The sequence below is a fragment of the Paraburkholderia sp. RAU2J genome (genome assembly GCF_003634845.1).
Taxonomy (GTDB): domain Bacteria; phylum Pseudomonadota; class Gammaproteobacteria; order Burkholderiales; family Burkholderiaceae; genus Paraburkholderia; species Paraburkholderia fynbosensis.
This window is the reverse complement of sequence record NZ_RBXG01000004.1, coordinates 457,715-473,551: the sequence shown is the minus strand read 5'-3', so window position 1 is coordinate 473,551 and position 15,837 is coordinate 457,715. Positions and strand designations below refer to the sequence as shown.

Below are 15,837 nucleotides of genomic sequence, written 5' to 3'. Positions count from 1 at the left end.
AGTTACAAATTCATTGAATTATTTTGGCTCTGTCGCGCTAACGATTACAGCTTGAGCAAAGCGGAGTATCAGTAGTACTATTTACGCTGCCAACGAGTAGAATTGTTCGGCTGCAGTCGAGGCGGCGCCATTGTCACACATCTGCCCCTTGCGGATCATGTGTGCGATCTCTATGCCAGACAGGATGATGCGCGCACAGCGGAAATCCTTGAACCCCAGCATCGGTTTGATGATGCGTTTGATGGCACGGTGATCCTGCTCGACGACGTTGTTCAGGTATTTGTTTTGCCTGACCTTGATCGGCGTTAAACGCTCGGCATTGAGCGCTTCAAGTGCAGCCAGATTCGCACCGCTCCTGTCCACGGTAATTGTCTCGGGCTCACCGTTCTGTTCAATCGCCTTCTCGAAGTAGCGACGAGCAGCGGCCTTATCACGATGGGCGCGCAGCAGGAAATCCACCGTGTTGCCCGCGTTGTCGACGGCACGGTACAAATATTTCCATTGGCCTTTGACCTTGACGTAGGTCTCATCAACGCGCCAGCTCTTGCCGACAGGCTGTTTGCGTTTGCGGAATGCTTTTTCAAGCACCGGCAGCAGCTTGATGACCCACCGGTGCACGCTCGAATGATCCACCTCGATGCCCCGCTCGGCCATCATTTCCTCGAGGTTACGTAGGCTCAGCAAGTACGCCACGTACCACCGCACGCACAGTAGGATCACGTCCAGCGGGTAGTGCAGCCGCTTCAGTACCTTGCCAATGCCAGCGGGCAGCGTCTTGGGCGGCGTCTTCGTCTTTGCCATCATGCTTATCATGCGTTGCGGTCGACGGATTCTACTTGACCGCGTTAATGCGACAACACCCGTTGCGCACCCTGACCTCGGAGCCGGCTCTCGCGCAGGAGTTGGAACAGACGCGCCAGCGCGGCTATGCCATCGATGACGAGGAATTCACCGATGGCATCCGCTGCGTGGCTCGCCCTATCTACGACGCGCAGGACGAGATGATCGCCGCCATGGGCATCTCCTGCCCGAGCGTGCGCGTCGACGCCGCTCGCCTCGCCGAGCTGGGCGACATCGTGCTGCGCGAGTCGGGTAGCTGAACGGGGCTGATATCGTCCGTGGCGATTGCAGCAGCGACGCCCGCAATCGACCATGCGTTGACGGGAGCCGCAGCGCGGTAAAACTCTGAGCGCGCAAAGCATAGACGCATAGAGAGTCGCGCAAATAGGCGCCGCGAGGCGAGGATGTGTTTTGTTGAGACGCTACGGAAATCAACCGCTGGCGACATTCTGCGGCGGGCGCTACGCGACACGGGTTGAGCCAGCAGTCTGCTGGCTACAACTTATGAGGCCCAGTGTATTTCGACGGTCGAAACGGCAAACCTCAAATCGTCCGTCTTAAGACAACAGGCTTTCCACCCATCGTCTGTTTGGTCATCCATGCGGCAAGCGCCGAATCCAGGTAGTCGGCGTGTCCCGGGAACCAGTCGTACAGATGCATGCCGATGTCATGCACCAGCGCGCAACCGGCCTGCCCTGCTTCGACCGCTGCTTTGACGTCCCGGACTGACTTCAGCACGGCTTCGTGCTCTTCGATGTGGCAGTCGCGCGGGGGAAAGTTCGTCGTGCGCATCCATTCGTCTTCCTGCTCGAAATGGCTGACGGCGTGCTTCTCGAATTCCTCGATCGCGGCAAGGGCGCTCGCATCGGTGCAGGTCACGAGCCGTAGCGCGACTTCGTAGAATTCCTTATGCACGTCATCCATCGGAGTGAAGCCGAGTAGCCGTGCGTCTGACCACACAAGGCTGTTGTCACTTTCTCGCACAGGGGCTTCGACATCTTTCAATACAGAGTCTGTCATGTCCGTTCAATCCGGCTTTATCAAGAGCTATATCATAGCCGTCAAACATAGAACGCCGCGAATTTCCCAGCATTCCATCATCAGCGTGGCTTAAGTCCGTAAGTCTTTCGAAACTAGCCAGGTCGAACAATTCGGCCGGCATTCGTGCACGGCGCAGCGCTTTCCCTTCAGTTCTTCAGCACCTGGTCGCCGCTTGCGTTGCGCGCCCCTTTCGCGCCGGTGACTTCCCAGGATCGATGACCCATCCCGCCCCTTTATATTAGAGAGCGAATATTCCTGATCCAGGATCACTTCTGACCATACGTACTTTCCCGGATGCCCCGAAAGGTCCTTGCCAATTTCACTAGAGATCTAATATAGTTGAGCAACACCTGTTGATGAAGGCGACCTTTCGCCGGGAGACATTACATGCTGACCCACCAAGAAAATGAATTGCTGTGCCGCGTCGAAGGCGATGCCCCAATGGGCCAACTGATGCGCCGGCACTGGACACCGGTTTGCCTCATCGAAGAAGTCAGCGAGCCGGATGGCGCGCCTGTCAAAGCGCGCGTATTTGGCGAGGACCTCGTCGTATTCCGGGACTCGGAAGGCAGCGTTGGTGTGCTGGACGAGTACTGCCCGCACCGTCGCGCATCGCTCGTATACGGCCGCAATGAAGACTCTGGCCTGCGCTGCCTGTATCACGGCTGGAAGTTCGACGTCTCGGGCAACGTGCTTGAAATGGTGTCCGAGCCGGCAGCGAGCTGCATGACCGACAAGGTCAAGCACAAGGCCTACCCGGTGCAGGAATGGGGCGGCATGGTGTGGGCGTATATGGGCCCGCAAGACGCCATCCCCGAATTCGTGCCGCCGGCCTGGGCGCCGACTGCCGACACCCGCGTGAGCATCGCCAAGGCGCTGCTGCCGTGCAATTGGGCGCAAATCCTCGAAGGCGCGATCGACTCCGCGCACAGCTCCAGCCTGCATTCGTCCGACTTCGTGCCGGCACGCGTCGGCGGCGCCGAAGCGACCGGGAAGAACTGGTTGCGCCCGTCGACCGACAAGGCCCCGCGCCTGCAGGTCGAGCGCACCGACTATGGCTTCCGTTACGCCGCGCTGCGCCGCCCGATCTACAACGCCAACACGCACGACTACGTACGCTCCACGGTGTTCGTGGCGCCGGGAACGGTACTGATTCCGCCGAACAATCTCTACAACGTTGCAAACATCAACGTGCCGATGGACGACACGAACACGGCGTTCTACTTCATCGCCTGGGGCGATCCGGAGACGACGCCGGAAACCGAAACGTGGCGCAAGTTCTTGCGTCAGCAGGTCGGTGTTGATCTGGACCAGTACTATCGTCCGCTGCGCAATCACGACAACCGCTTCTGGCAGGACCGCCAGGCGATGAAGGCCGGCAATTTCACTGGCATTTCGGGCTTCCCGAACCAGGACATCGCCATGTGGGTCACGATGGGTCCGATTGCGAACCGTTCGGACGAGCGCCTCGGCGCAAGCGATCTCGCCATCGTCGAATTCCGTCGTCGCATGATCGATGCGATCGCCGAATTCGAGAAGGATGGCGAAGCAATTGGCACCGGAGCAAAGGCGATTTCCCGGGAAGTGTGCTCGTACCAGGCTGTCGTGCCGAAGGAAATCGACTGGCGCACGTATGCCGCGCGTTACGTCAGCAAGAAGAATCCGGAACCGGCCGATCAGCCGTCCGCGCTCGCAACCGACTATCAGGTCACGCCATAACGGGAGGCACACGGCCATGGAGCAGCGCCGTTTGCGCATCGGGGTAGCAGGATTGGGACGGGCATTCTCGCTGATGCTGCCGACCTTCCTGCGCGACCCCAGAGTCCAGCTCGTCGCTGCGTGCGATCCGCGTGACGAAGCGCGGCGGCAGTTCGCCGCCGACTTCGCTGCGCCCACGTATGCGGACGTGGCGGAGTTGGCGGATGACCCCAACGTCGAGATCATCTACGTTGCGAGTCCGCACCAGTTCCACGCGCAGCACACTGAAATTGCCGCGGCAAAAGCCAAACACGTGCTGGTCGAAAAGCCGATGGCGCTCGCCGCCGCGGACTGCGATCGCATGATCGATGCATGCCGCGCAGCGAACGTGCATCTGATCGTCGGCCATTGCCACAGTTTCGACACGCCATACCTGCGTACGCGCGAATTGATCAGTCGCGACGATTTCGGCGCGGTGAAAATGATCCAGGCTGTGAACTACACCGACTATCTGTATCGCCCCCGCCGGCCCGAAGAGCTGGCCACGGCTGAAGGCGGGGGCGCCGTCTTCAGCCAGGCGGCCCACCAGGTCGACATCGTGCGAATGCTCGCGGGCTCGCGTGCGACGAGGCTGCGGGCGAGTGTGGGGCGATGGGATCCGACACGCCCGACCGAAGGCGCTTATTCGGCGCTGATCTGGTTCGAGAACGGCGCCTATGCCTCACTCTCGTACAACGGCTATGGCCACTTCAATACCGAAGAGTGGAGCGGCTGGATCGGCGAAATGGGCGATCGTACGAGCCCCGACACGTACGGCAGCGCCCGCCGTCGTCTGGAGACGCTCGCATCCTCGGGCGATGAGGCCAGGCTCAAGGCGGCCGGCACCTACGGCGGATCGGCGTACAAGCCGCCAACGGCCACCGCGGACGAACCGCCGCGCTTTCATCAGCATTTCGGTCCGGTTATCGTCTCGTGCGAACGCGCGGACCTGCGCCCGCTGCCCGATTCGATCGTAGTCTACGGCGACGAACAGCGGCAAACGCTGCCACTGCCTGCACCCGTCGTGCCGCGCGCCGAAGTCATCGACGAGTTGTATGGCGCGGTCGTCGACGGACGCTCGCCCCTTCACGATGGCGAATGGGCAAAGGGCACGCTGGAAATCTGTATCGCGATTCTGAAGTCGAGCGAAACGGGCGCAGATGTAACGCTTTGATAGTTCGAGGCAAGCGCAAAAGCCCTCGTTGCCCTCGTTTAACTGAGCCATGCACAGTTAAAACGAGGGATTTTTTTATCAGCGCTTGCTTCTACGAGGCGCACACATGCGCCCCGATCTCGTTACCCGGCGAACGCCGCGAAGCGCAGCGAAAAATCAATCGCCCTGACGTTCTTCGTCAGCTTGCCTAACGAGATACGGTCCACGCCGGTCTCGGCAATGGTGCGCAGCGTCTGCTCGGTCACACCACCCGAGACTTCCAACTCGGCGCGCCCTGCGGTGACACGCACAGCCTCGCGCATCATCTCGATCGAGAAATTGTCGAGCAGAATCGCCGCGGCGCCCCCAGCCAACGCTTCCTTTAACTCATCGAGCGTCTCCACCTCGACCTGCACGGGCACATCCGCACCCAATGCTTGAGTGGCGCGAAGCGTCGACGCAATGCCGCCGCCGGCCGCGATGTGGTTTTCCTTGATCAGAATGCCGTCGTACAGCCCCCGACGATGGTTTTCGCCGCCGCCAACACGAACTGCGTATTTTTGCGCGAGGCGCAATCCCGGAAGCGTTTTTCGCGTGTCGAGAATCCGCGCAGACGTGCCTTCGACGACCCGCGTCATCATGCTTGTTTCGGTGGCCACGCCAGAAAGCAACTGAATGAAGTTGAGCGCGGTGCGCTCGGCGGTGAGCATGCCGCGCGCCGGGCCAGCGATCCGGCAAACGGCCTGTCCTTCGTACATCCGTTCGCCTTCGCCGACAAACCATTCAATCGTGATGCGCGGGTCGACCTGCTGGAGTGTTTCATCGAACCACGGTCTGCCGCACAACAGGGCGGCTTCGCGCACGGTCAAAACGGCTTCAGCCGAAGCGCCGGGGTCGATCAGTAGCGACGTCCAGTCGGCCTCGCCGACATCTTCCGCGAGCGCATCGCGGACGTTGCGCGTCATCGCCGCGCGGGTCATTCCATCCATTCCAGATCCGTATTTTTGAGCGAAAGAGCAGCATGCCGTGGCCTGCCGTCGTGCCTGTCGTTGACTTGGCACGTCCGCCAATATTATTAGATCTATAATGAATATGCTACTCGGGAATGACATGAAGCGCCGAGCTGCGCCTCACTCCTGATCGATTTCTTCCCCGCGTGCCGCGATCAGATTGCCCACTTCCCGCGTCGACGGGATTCGCAGCGCCGGGTTATCCGACTCGGATTCGTCGCGTGCCATGTTCTCGATGATCGTCAGCAGAACCTTCCGCGCGACGTTGATCTCGGTGGTTTTCAGGCCCCTGACGCTAATTTCGTTGACTTCTTCCGCGAGCGGGACCAGCTTGTTTTTCAGGCTCCGGCCGCGCGGCGTGAGATAGACGTGCGTGTTCTTGCGATTGCCGGGCTCATAGCGGCGCTCGACATACCCGAGTTTTTCCATTGCCGACACCGCACTGAACGTGGTGGGCGTGGTGGTGCCGGTCTCGTCGCTGAGCTCCTTCTGCGTGAGCCCGTCGGTGACCCATAGCACACGCAGATAAGCCCAGTGGCCGAACGAGACTTCATGCTGCGCCAGGCGCATTTGCAGGCCGCGAATCATCGCGCGGCCTGCATCCTTCACCAGGTGAGCAAGACGGTCATCCGGAACCGCCTCGCGCCAGTGCCGCAGAATGGGGTCCTCGCTCGCGCCCCCGCCCTTGCCCTTGCCCGAAGTACGTGCTGCTGCCATGCCTTCCTCGCTGTTATTGTGGCCAGACCGGTGATAATCATAGCGCTTTAGCCCGCGCGAGAGACACTGGAGCGCATCGCCAAAGCCGCTCAGAAGGTGTGGCGAATGCCCACGGTCACGCCCGCCTGGTCCATGCCTGGCGCAATGTCCACGCCCGTGCCGCGAATACCGACATTGGAAAATGAACGATTGGAGACATACGCCCCTTCCGCATACACGTCGGTGCGCTTGGACAGCGAGTAGTCGACGAGCAATACCCCCATCGTCGGGCCACCGTGCGGATTGCGAAACTGCGTGTGATAGACGCTGGCGGAAATGGAAAGCGGCGCATTCACCCTCCAGGTCACGCCGCCCCAATAGAGCAGCGAGCTCGGCGGCACATCCGTATTGCGCGTGTTCAGCCAGCGCAGGCCCGCCAGCGTCGTGACCGGCCCGAAGTCGTACGACACGCCGAGCAACGCGCGCTGCTGCGCATTGCTCTGTGTCGCGATCGAGGTGCCCTGTAACTGGTCGTACGTCAACCCGATGCTGAACGGCCCGCGATCATACAGGACCGCCGCGCTCATTTCGCGGCCCACCTTCGTTGCGCCGGGCACGCTCCCACCGTTCGGAATCGTCGCGTCGAAGCCGGTGCTGTACAGTGCCGCGAACGTGACGCCGCCGAGATGCACGCCGTAGCGCACCGAATTGTCCGCGCGATTCACGAACTGGCTGTCCATGCTTTGCGCCGAGTAGCTGGGGTTGAACGTCAGCGCGTCGTACTTATACATCAGCTCGTAGAGCAGGTTCTGGTGGCGTCCGAGCGTGAGCGTGCCGTACGGCGTTGAGACGCCAACGAATGCCTTGCGGCCGAACAGCCGTCCGCTCTGGCCTAGTGCGCCGGTGTTCACGTTGAACCCGCCCTCCAGCGTAAACACGGCTTTGTAGCCGCCGCCAAGGTCCTCTGATCCCTTGAGCCCCCAGCGCGATCCGGCCAGATTGCCCGACTGTTCCCGGATCACCGAGCCCGTCTGACCGCCTTGGGGCACCCGGTTGACGTACTCGACGCCCGCATCAACGATGCCATAGAGCGTGACCGAACTCTGCGCATGAGCCGCCGTGCAGGCGAGCGTCAGCAACCCGCCGCAGGCGAGCGGGAATGTGTGTCTCTTCATGTTGATCTTTACTATGGATGACCGATTATCCTGGATGTGTTGTCCCTTTCCGCGCATCTGTCGCGCACTCAGCGTCTGCCGGATGCGCGACAGCACGAGCAACCGCCGCGAGGGGATCAGATCTTGAATCGCTCCAGGCTGGCCGGGTGGAATAGTTCCGCAGGCTGCAGACGACGGCTCGACAATCCCTCGGCGTGGTGCTGCGCGAGGAAACGGTCGATCACATGCTCGTTGTTCGCGAATCCGTACGACCAGAAGTCGTGCCCCATCAGCCGCCGAGCATTGCGCAACTGGTCCTCGATGAACGGCAGCGTCACCTTGGTCGCCGAGGTGTCGCTCAAACGGGCCAGCGCCACTTCCTTCGATTGCTCGAACGCCTTCGCGATCGCGCCGGGCAGCCACGGGTGCTGATCCGCGAGCGTCTTGCGAACGCCCAGCGTGTGCATGATTGGGAAGAGCTGCCTGCGCTCGTACCATTCGGCGGCGCTCTTCTGCGGATCATCGAAAAGGTACTTGACCTTCGGATGCCCACGGTCGAAGCACGACGGCGCGCGCGGTCCGATCACGCCGTCAATCTCGCCATCGGCCAGCAGGTTCGAGATCGTCTGCCCTTCGGGCGCGCTTTCCAGAACGACGCCTTCAGGCAGCTTGAGCGCAATCTTCTCCACACGCGTCGGATCCTCGTAGCCGCCCCGCACCCAGTGGATATCCGACGCCTTCACGCCATATTCCTCTTCGAGAAAGAGCCGCACCCATACGTTGGCGGTCAGCTGGTATTCCGGCACGCCGATGCGTTTGCCCTTCAGGTCCTCGGGACGGTCGATCCCGCGATCGGAACGCACGTAGATCGAGCTGTGTCGGAATGCGCGCGACGGAAAGACCGGCACCGCGATGTAGGGCGAGGTGCCCGCGGCCGTCTTCACCGAATAGCTGCTGAGCGAAAGCTCGCAAATGTCGTAATCCGCGTGCCGGAACGCACGGAAGAAGATTTCCTCCGGGTCCTGCAGCATGAACACGGGATCGACACCGTCGATCTGGACGTCGCCGTCGATCAGCGGCCGCATCCGGTCGTAGTTCCCCACCGCGATGGAAAGTTGAAGCTTGCTCATTCCTGCTCCTGTCTGACTGTCAAAATGCTGGTCGTCGCGTGCATCGTCACGCACCGGATTGCTGTGCCTGCCGCTCGCGCGGCACGCCGAAGAAGACGGCGATGCCGCCGATGAAAACGAGCGCCGCGACCAGCAGGATGCCGGCCGAAAAACTGCCGGTCGCGCTCTTCACCCAGCCGAGGACGATTGGTGCGAAGAAAGCGCCCACCTGACCGAGACTGCTGATCACGCCGATCCCGCCGGCGGCCGCCGCGCCCTTCAGGAAGTTCGGCGGAATGGTCCAGATAATGGCTGCGGCCGCGAAATAGCTCACCGAAACGAGACTCAGGCACGCGATGGCGGCCACCGAGTTGTGCGTCAGAACGGTCAGGAGCACCGCGCCCGTGGCGCCGGCTGTCGTCGACAGCACGAAGTGCCAGCGGCGCTCGAGCCGCAGGTCGGAGCTGCGTGCGATCAGCAGCATGGCGACCGCGCCGACGATATAAGGCAGCGCCGACAGGAAGCCGATCTGCAACAGGTTGGAAACGCCCGCCTGTTTGATGATCGTGGGCGTCCAGTAGTTGAGGATGGTTCCGCAAATGGGCACCGTGGCCCAACCCGCGGCAATCACGTACACGCGCGGGTCGCGCAGCGCCGCGAAGAGCGTGCTCGGCGAGTTATGCGGTTTGCTGCGACCTTCCTCGTCGAGCGCGCCGATGACGATTCGTTTTTGATCCTCGGTCAGCCACGTCGCATCTTGCGGCCGGTCGATCAGGTAGAAGTAAGCCACGACACCGGCAATCACGGCGGGCACGCCTTCAAGGAAGAACAGCCACTGCCAGTTGCGAAAGCCCCAGACGTCCATGAAGTTTTGCAGGATGAACCCGGAGAGCGGGCCGCCGACAATCCCCGCAACCGCGATCGCCAGCAGGAACCGCGACGTGATACGAGCGCGGCGCTTCGACGGGTACCAGTACGAGAGATAGAGGATGATGCCGGGCCAAAAGCCCGCTTCGGCCGCGCCGAGGAGCGTCCGGGCAAGATAGAACTGCCATGGAGCGGTCATGAACGCCATGGCAGTGGAGATGGCGCCCCAGAGCAGCATGATCCGGGTGACGGTCTTGCGGGCGCCAATGCGCCGCAGCAACAGTGTGCTCGGCACTTCGAGCAGGATGTAGCCGATAAAAAACAGGCTCACGCCGAGCCCGTACGCCGCGTCGCTCAACCCAAGATCGTGCTTCAGTTGCAGCTGCGCGAAGCTGACGTTGACGCGATCGAGATAGTTGAGGACCCAGCACAGGAAAAGAAAGCTCATTAACCTGAACGTGATCTTGCGGTAGGTCGCCTCCTCCGCCGCCGAGTCGGCTACGGCAGACAGGGATAAATCCCCGGAGTGCAACGTTGAATGTGCCATGACTGAATGTCTCCGAATTTCACTCTGGATACCGGCCGGAACAGGGCTCCCCCGCCGCATAATTAGAGCTCTAATATTCAGCTTACGGTGACTTTATGCCACTTGCAAGCACGGGTTTTTACCGAGAGCAAGATCGCAAAGAAGCGGTCCTCTTGACTTGCGTAATTAGAGATCTAGTAATATCATGCGCTCATGTTGACACGACACAAAACCAGATCGGTCAGAAGGAGACAGACATGACGCCCCCCCAGGAAGACGGTTTTCTTCGTCTGAAGATCGCAGGCAAGGAGAAGATCGCCCGTGACATCTGGCGCTTTGAACTGACCGACCCGCAAGGCGCGCCGTTGCCGCCGTTCGAGGCGGGCGCGAACTTGACCGTCGTGGTGCCGAACGGCTCGCGACGCAGTTATTCGCTGTGCAATGGCTCGCACGAGCGCAATCGCTACGTCATCGCGGTGAAGCGTGACAGCAACGGACGCGGCGGCTCGATGAGCTTCGTCGACGATACGGCCGAGGGCGACGCCGTGGACGTCTCTTTGCCCCGCAGCGAGTTTCCCCTCGATGAGCGCGCAAAGTCATTCATTCTCGTCGCGGGCGGTATCGGTATCACGCCGATGCTGTCGATGGCGCGGCAGTTGCGAGCGGAAGGCCTGCGCTCGTTCAAGCTGTACTACCTCTCCCGCGATCCGGAAGGCACGGCGTTCTTCGATGAACTGACCAGCGACGAATGGCGTTCGGACGTGAAGATTCACCACGATCACGGCGACCCGTCGAAATCATTCGACTTCTGGCCCGTATTTGAGCGGTCGAAGTCGGCGCAACACGTGTACTGCTGCGGACCGCAGGCGCTGATGGACACCGTGCGGGACATGACCGGCCACTGGCCGTCGGGCACGGTTCACTTTGAGAGCTTCGGTGCAGGCAACGCGAATTCGCGCGAAAGCACGCCTTTCACTGTGCGGCTTTCGCGCAGCGGCACGTCGTTCGACATTCCCGCCAATCGCTCGATCCTCGAAGTGCTGCGCGACGCCAACGTGCGCGTGCCGAGTTCGTGCGAAAGCGGCACCTGCGGTTCGTGCAAGACAGCGTTGTGCTCAGGGGAGGCGGATCATCGGGACCTGGTGCTACGCGACGACGAGAAAGATACGCAGATCATGGTGTGCGTGTCGCGAGCGAAATCAGCGGAGCTGGTTCTCGATCTTTGAGTATTGCGGGCCCGCCGAGGGGCAAAAACCCTTGAATGTCGTTGTGCATGCTGGTTCTGATTCAGGAAATCCTGACGGCTGAAATCAGCGCTTCCTGAGACGACATTCCGCCAGCGCCGATTGGACGCACGCACCGATCTCCATAGCATCGACTTATCGTATATCGAAGGGAAAATCATGGCGGGCAACAGGTCACTGCGTTCCGAGGTCGAAAAACTCGTTGGCCCGACGCGGGGCCGCGGGGCCTGCGTGCGTCTGCTCGACCGCTCCCGCTCGGGCGGCACATGCCGCGTGTGCATTCAGATCGACCGGCCGTCCGGGACGTTTTCACTCTTCTTCTTTCGCCATGCCGACGGCACACGGCATGTGTTCCCGCCGGGCCAGCGCCGCCCGGAAATGGGGATTGGCCGCCTGGCTGCCTGATCGTTCATGAATCAATGAAACGTCACATCGTCGGGCGTTATCGCGGATTCGTTATCGAAGCGCACATGGAGCCGCGAACGGCCCGTTTGTCCGATGGAATCGCGCTGACCTATCGCGTCACGTGGTCGTTACGTAGAAGGACGCGAAAACAACACGTCACCGGTGACTTCGCCGATCCCGTTACATACGACTCGGAGAGCGTTGCCCTCACGTGCATCGACCGCGACGCGCGCGCTCTTATCGATGCGATGCTGGCGGCGAATCACGCCTAGCACACGCTGACCGTTATCACGCATTCTGCAGATCCGCGATCGTCGCCGCCAGGAAGCGGCGCCGCTTCACCGCCTGTCACGACGCGGTGATCGAACGTCAAGCTGAGCGGCAAGATCCGATGCACGGCAGGCACGCCGTCTGCCGCGACCACCTGTTCATGGATGCGCCCCGCGCCGAGGATCGTGACGGTCGGCGGCACGACGATGGGCGCTGCGTACTTCCCCGAAATCATCCCGAAGTTCGACAGCGTGATCGTGTTGCCGCGCATTTCTTCCGGCGGAATCTTGCGCGCGCGGATATCGGCGCGCATCCGGTCGAGACCGGCGCGCAGATCCGCCGCATCGCGATGCGCGACGTCGCGCAGCACCGGCACGAAAAGTCCATCGGGCAGATCGACGGCAATGCCGAGATCGATCTTCTCCAGTACGTGTCGTCGCCCCGTATGTCCGTCGACCATGAGTTCAATGCCGGCTCAGCGCGGCAGCCCGCGACCAGCGCGCGGATCAGACGGATCGTCACGTCGGTGTGCGGCGGCCAATGCCTTGGTCAGCCTGCCCAACGGCCTGTCCATTGATCACTTGATATGGCTATCGTGATAGCGCGTCACTGTTCGGGGTAAAGCGCGGCAACGTCGCATCCCAAAGAGATTGCGCCTTTGGGGAACAGGCATGGGGCGTTCAGAAGAATAGCCAGCGCTGGGCGATATTCGGCGATGCTGACTTGTAGGCGTCGCCGTTGCGATGTTCATGGTGTGCCCAGACGATACCCGCCATCCAGTCGACGAACTGAAGGGAAAAACTGTCCCTGCTTTCCCATGGGGTGGTCTGCAGCATGGTCTCGGCGCCGCGGCCCGCGAGTTCGGTGCACAGGTACTCGTGCAACGAATGTTTCAGTTCGACCTTCAGTGAACGCGCATCAGGAATGAAGCACACTGAATCGTACTCGCTCATGACCTCAAGAAGCAGAAGCTTCGCCATGAAGTTGTAAAGGCCGTTGGGCGTGCGCCGGAATGCGCTGTTCGCCTTTTCCTTGCGCACCGTAATCGTGACGAAACGGATGTCGGGACGCCTGGCTCGGATCTTCGCGAGTTCACCGGCGAAAGCCATTCGCTCGCCGGACGAGAGCTGGACGGACTTGAGTTCGTTGCCAGGCGAGCGTCCCCGATGCTTGTACACCCCGCGTACGACCCGTTCAAGAACAGGTTCCGCACCATCCGGGATGATTGCAGCGGCCAGCGTGAAGAAGCGGCTCGAGCCGCCTCGCTGGTAGGGCGCATCGAGTTTCCAGCCCAGGCAGCCGCTTTCGTCGAGATAAATCGTTGCGCCCAAATCGTTGCGCCCATATAAAAATAGCCTCCCGAAGGAGGCTACTGGAAAAGGTGCGGTACCCGGACCTGACGTACTCAAAGTACGCTTACGATCGCCGACGCCAATTTGTCGCAGGTGATCCGGGCATATTTAAACCGCAGCGCCGCTATACCTCCATTATGACGGTGGGATCCCGTTTTTTCAACCGGTACTGTAGCGGCCGCCAGCGCCAGCCATCAGCCCCCGTTGACGGCATCCTTGAACGCCTTGCCCGCCGTGAACTTGACGGTCTTCGCCGCGGGGATCTGGATTTCGGCGCCGGTCGCCGGATTGCGTCCGACCCGTGCGGCGCGCGCACCCGTGGAAAACGAGCCGAAGCCGATCAGCTGGACGGTATCGCCCTTTGTCACCGCGCCGGTGATCGCTGCGATCACCGCGTCGATCATCTCGCCGGTCGCGGCCTTGCTTTCATCGGTTAGCGCCGCAACCGCATCCACCAGTTCCTGCTTGTTCATCGTTGATTCCTCGTTGTGGTTGGGATGTCGCCACCCTACCCGATCGGCCTGCCTTCACGCAATCACGACCAGCGGGCGGTCCGGTTCTGCAGCAACCGGATCAATTTAAGGTGCGTTGACTTCGCCACGCGCCGTCAGGGGCGGTCGGAAGCGCCCGGGCACGGCAGATCAATCACGAATTGATCGCTCGCTACCGGGCGACGGCCGGAAAGCGCCACGCAAAAAAATCGCTACATCTGATAACTGGAGTCATCACGAACCGGCCATGACGCGAACGCAGGGCTGGCGGAAGAAGCACGCGCACACGCCCGAAGGGCGGCGAACCGCGCCGGCGTGCCCCGCGCTCAGCGACTCCCGGACGGCCGGGTCGCAAGGGTGCGCCGGTACTGATCGACCTCGAGAAGCAGATGGTCAACCCGCTCACGCAGCTGGCCGTTCTGCGCGCGCAGCGCGTCCGCCTCGCCGCTTGCCTGCAGCCGGACCGCGTCGTTCTGCATCTTGAGGAAGCGTTCGGTGCCGGCCAGCTGCGCGGCCGTTTGCGCGAGGGTCGTCGTGCCCAGGCCGGCGCGTTCGATCGACGCGTACAGCTCACCGAGCAGCCGGTTCACGTGTTCACCGGCCAGATCCCGCGCCGCATGCGCTTCCCCGAGTGCGCGGTGCAGCTGTGCGTTCGCCTGCTCAAGACGGCGGATCCGGGCGTGGGCATCTTCCAGCGCCGCCTGCAGCAGGGCCGCGGCCGGCTGGCGAGTCTCGCCCTCACCCGTCCGACGAAGGAAAAGTAGAAGCGTTCCGGAAGTAAATCTGGCAGCGGCAAAGAAGGCGCACTCATCGGTGCTGCACTTTCCGCGTGGCCATGTAGGCGCCGAACAGGCCAGCGTGCCACTGACTGAGTTCCTGACGCAGAGTGACCAGTTCGTGCTGGTCGCCTTCCTGCTCCCGGCGCAGGATTTCCCCCAGCAGGGCCGTCGCGCGTGACGCTGCCTGGTCACGCCGCACGCGCGCCTCGCCCAGCCGGCCCGCGAGCGCCGGCTTGACCACCAGCAGCCATGCCGGAAACCAGGCGTAATCGTCCACCTCGCCCGTGCCCGGAAACTCCGCATCGAAGCGCCGGCGTAGCGCGTCAAGCGAAGCGTCGCCCAGTCCGGGCAGCAATGCCGCGAACCGCGCGGGCGCCAGCCACGCCAGTTCCGCGAGCAGCGGCCACGCGACATCCAGCCCACCCGCTCTGTAACGCGCCTCGGTCATCCACGCGAGCGGTGCCGGAATGCGCCACCACGACTCAATGGTCTCGACCGCTTCGCTGGCGAGCACCCAGTCGGCCGCCAGCAGCCAGAGCGGCGCAGCATGGCTGTCGGCATCGGCGCCCCGAAATTCCAGGGCCGCGGCCCGCTGGGCGAGCGATCGCCAGCACGGTGCGAGCCAGGCGAGAACGGTGTGCGCGGGCAGTACCCGTGAGGCGGCGGGCGTCACCTCGTCGTCCACGTGCCGGCGCGCGATGGCCAAGGCCACATGGTCAGCGAGCGGCGCTGTCGATGCGCGCCCGAGTTCGCGAACCAGCACGACCATTGCCGGCAGCGCGCCATCGTGCGGAAATTCGACGCGCAGCAGATCCAGTGCAACGCGCGCGGCGGCCACATGGCGCCGCTGCAACTGCTCCAGCACGTCGTTGCGTAACATGACGTCCCGACTGTCGGCGAAGATGTCGAGCTGCTGCACGGTCTGCGGTAGGGTCATCGCGCTCAGAAAAGTTGATCGTGAAGAGCGCTCAGGCTAGCCCATTTCACGGTGCTGCGGAAGGCGCGGCCGTCCTCGTTGACCGATTCGATGATCACGCGCTGGCCGCTGGCTTCGGCGACCACCCGCACGATCCGTTCGCCATAACGCATCAGCGCGCTGATCGGCGGGCAGGCCGGGGCTTTGCGGCCTTTCCGCCGGCGGCTGTTCCTGTCTTCCATCGTGC

General features: G+C 62.1%; 17 protein-coding genes and 2 pseudogenes. 6 read left to right on the top strand and 13 right to left on the bottom strand.

What is annotated here, in order from left to right; translation table 11 throughout:
* Nucleotides 1-81: 81 nt before the first annotated feature.
* Nucleotides 82-804: an IS6 family transposase gene (locus tag B0G69_RS40115; protein WP_199731517.1), complete on the bottom strand. Its 723-nt coding sequence runs from the start codon at nt 802-804 to the stop codon at nt 82-84.
* Between the two features lie 32 nt (nt 805-836).
* On the opposite strand from B0G69_RS40115, the gene B0G69_RS40110 reads away from it, so the two are divergent.
* Nucleotides 837-1,100 carry an IclR family transcriptional regulator C-terminal domain-containing protein gene (locus B0G69_RS40110; RefSeq protein WP_241991754.1) on the top strand — a complete coding sequence of 88 codons (264 nt, stop codon included), beginning with the start codon at nt 837-839 and terminating at the stop codon, nt 1,098-1,100.
* Between the two features lie 283 nt (nt 1,101-1,383).
* On the opposite strand, the gene B0G69_RS40105 is transcribed toward B0G69_RS40110, so the two are convergent.
* Nucleotides 1,384-1,860, bottom strand: a complete 477-nt coding sequence (locus B0G69_RS40105) for a hemerythrin domain-containing protein (RefSeq protein WP_121325525.1) — start codon at nt 1,858-1,860, stop codon at nt 1,384-1,386.
* A gap of 408 nt (nt 1,861-2,268) precedes the next feature.
* Between B0G69_RS40105 and B0G69_RS40100 the strand changes: the two genes are divergently transcribed.
* Together B0G69_RS40100 and B0G69_RS40095 are read left to right on the top strand one after the other, a co-directional pair.
* Nucleotides 2,269-3,600 carry a Rieske 2Fe-2S domain-containing protein gene (locus B0G69_RS40100; protein WP_121325524.1) on the top strand — a complete coding sequence of 444 codons (1,332 nt, stop codon included), beginning with the start codon at nt 2,269-2,271 and terminating at the stop codon, nt 3,598-3,600.
* A 16-nt stretch (nt 3,601-3,616) separates the two neighbouring features.
* Nucleotides 3,617-4,792: a Gfo/Idh/MocA family oxidoreductase gene (locus B0G69_RS40095; protein ID WP_121325523.1), complete on the top strand. Its 1,176-nt coding sequence runs from the start codon at nt 3,617-3,619 to the stop codon at nt 4,790-4,792.
* Between the two features lie 122 nt (nt 4,793-4,914).
* Here B0G69_RS40095 and nadC read toward each other — a convergent pair whose 3' ends face one another.
* The 5 genes from nadC to B0G69_RS40070 all read right to left on the bottom strand — a co-directional run bounded on the left by nadC (nt 4,915) and on the right by B0G69_RS40070 (nt 10,154).
* The gene (gene nadC, locus B0G69_RS40090; protein WP_121325522.1) at nt 4,915-5,760 is read right to left on the bottom strand and encodes a carboxylating nicotinate-nucleotide diphosphorylase; all 846 of its coding nucleotides are present in this window, start codon (nt 5,758-5,760) and stop codon (nt 4,915-4,917) included.
* Nucleotides 5,761-5,901: 141 nt separating this feature from the next.
* On the bottom strand, nt 5,902-6,498 hold the full coding sequence (locus tag B0G69_RS40085; RefSeq protein ID WP_121325521.1) for a MarR family transcriptional regulator: 597 nt from the start codon (nt 6,496-6,498) through the stop codon (nt 5,902-5,904).
* Between the two features lie 89 nt (nt 6,499-6,587).
* Entirely contained in the window at nt 6,588-7,652 is a 1,065-nt protein-coding gene (locus tag B0G69_RS40080) for a porin (protein ID WP_121325520.1), read from the bottom strand.
* Between the two features lie 116 nt (nt 7,653-7,768).
* Nucleotides 7,769-8,761: an ABC transporter substrate-binding protein gene (locus tag B0G69_RS40075; protein ID WP_121325519.1), complete on the bottom strand. Its 993-nt coding sequence runs from the start codon at nt 8,759-8,761 to the stop codon at nt 7,769-7,771.
* Nucleotides 8,762-8,807: 46 nt separating this feature from the next.
* The gene (locus B0G69_RS40070) at nt 8,808-10,154 is read right to left on the bottom strand and encodes an MFS transporter (protein ID WP_121325518.1); all 1,347 of its coding nucleotides are present in this window, start codon (nt 10,152-10,154) and stop codon (nt 8,808-8,810) included.
* Nucleotides 10,155-10,390: 236 nt separating this feature from the next.
* On the opposite strand from B0G69_RS40070, the gene B0G69_RS40065 reads away from it, so the two are divergent.
* On the top strand, nt 10,391-11,359 hold the full coding sequence (locus B0G69_RS40065; protein ID WP_121325517.1) for a PDR/VanB family oxidoreductase: 969 nt from the start codon (nt 10,391-10,393) through the stop codon (nt 11,357-11,359).
* Nucleotides 11,360-11,536: 177 nt separating this feature from the next.
* Nucleotides 11,537-11,782: a hypothetical protein gene (locus B0G69_RS40060; protein WP_121325667.1), complete on the top strand. Its 246-nt coding sequence runs from the start codon at nt 11,537-11,539 to the stop codon at nt 11,780-11,782.
* 288 nt (nt 11,783-12,070) lie between these two features.
* Here the strand turns inward: B0G69_RS40060 and B0G69_RS40050 are convergent.
* The 4 genes and pseudogenes from B0G69_RS40050 to B0G69_RS40035 form a co-directional block, all read right to left on the bottom strand.
* Nucleotides 12,071-12,592: pseudogene (locus tag B0G69_RS40050) on the bottom strand (2-oxo acid dehydrogenase subunit E2); the annotation flags it as partial.
* A gap of 140 nt (nt 12,593-12,732) precedes the next feature.
* Complete coding sequence (locus B0G69_RS40045; protein ID WP_147440851.1) at nt 12,733-13,461, bottom strand: DUF3800 domain-containing protein; 729 nt, start codon at nt 13,459-13,461, stop codon at nt 12,733-12,735.
* A gap of 137 nt (nt 13,462-13,598) precedes the next feature.
* Nucleotides 13,599-13,892 (bottom strand): annotated as a pseudogene (locus tag B0G69_RS40040) (HU family DNA-binding protein); the annotation flags it as partial.
* Between the two features lie 329 nt (nt 13,893-14,221).
* Nucleotides 14,222-14,485, bottom strand: a complete 264-nt coding sequence (locus tag B0G69_RS40035; RefSeq protein WP_121325514.1) for a hypothetical protein — start codon at nt 14,483-14,485, stop codon at nt 14,222-14,224.
* Here B0G69_RS40035 and B0G69_RS41270 point away from each other — a divergent pair, their 5' ends adjacent.
* Nucleotides 14,486-14,659 carry a hypothetical protein gene (locus B0G69_RS41270; RefSeq protein WP_158609068.1) on the top strand — a complete coding sequence of 58 codons (174 nt, stop codon included), beginning with the start codon at nt 14,486-14,488 and terminating at the stop codon, nt 14,657-14,659. It begins immediately after the preceding gene.
* A 43-nt stretch (nt 14,660-14,702) separates the two neighbouring features.
* Here B0G69_RS41270 and B0G69_RS40030 read toward each other — a convergent pair whose 3' ends face one another.
* Together B0G69_RS40030 and B0G69_RS40025 are read right to left on the bottom strand one after the other, a co-directional pair.
* Nucleotides 14,703-15,611: a hypothetical protein gene (locus B0G69_RS40030; protein ID WP_121325513.1), complete on the bottom strand. Its 909-nt coding sequence runs from the start codon at nt 15,609-15,611 to the stop codon at nt 14,703-14,705.
* A gap of 5 nt (nt 15,612-15,616) precedes the next feature.
* Nucleotides 15,617-15,832: a hypothetical protein gene (locus B0G69_RS40025; protein WP_121325512.1), complete on the bottom strand. Its 216-nt coding sequence runs from the start codon at nt 15,830-15,832 to the stop codon at nt 15,617-15,619.
* Nucleotides 15,833-15,837 lie beyond the last annotated feature (5 nt).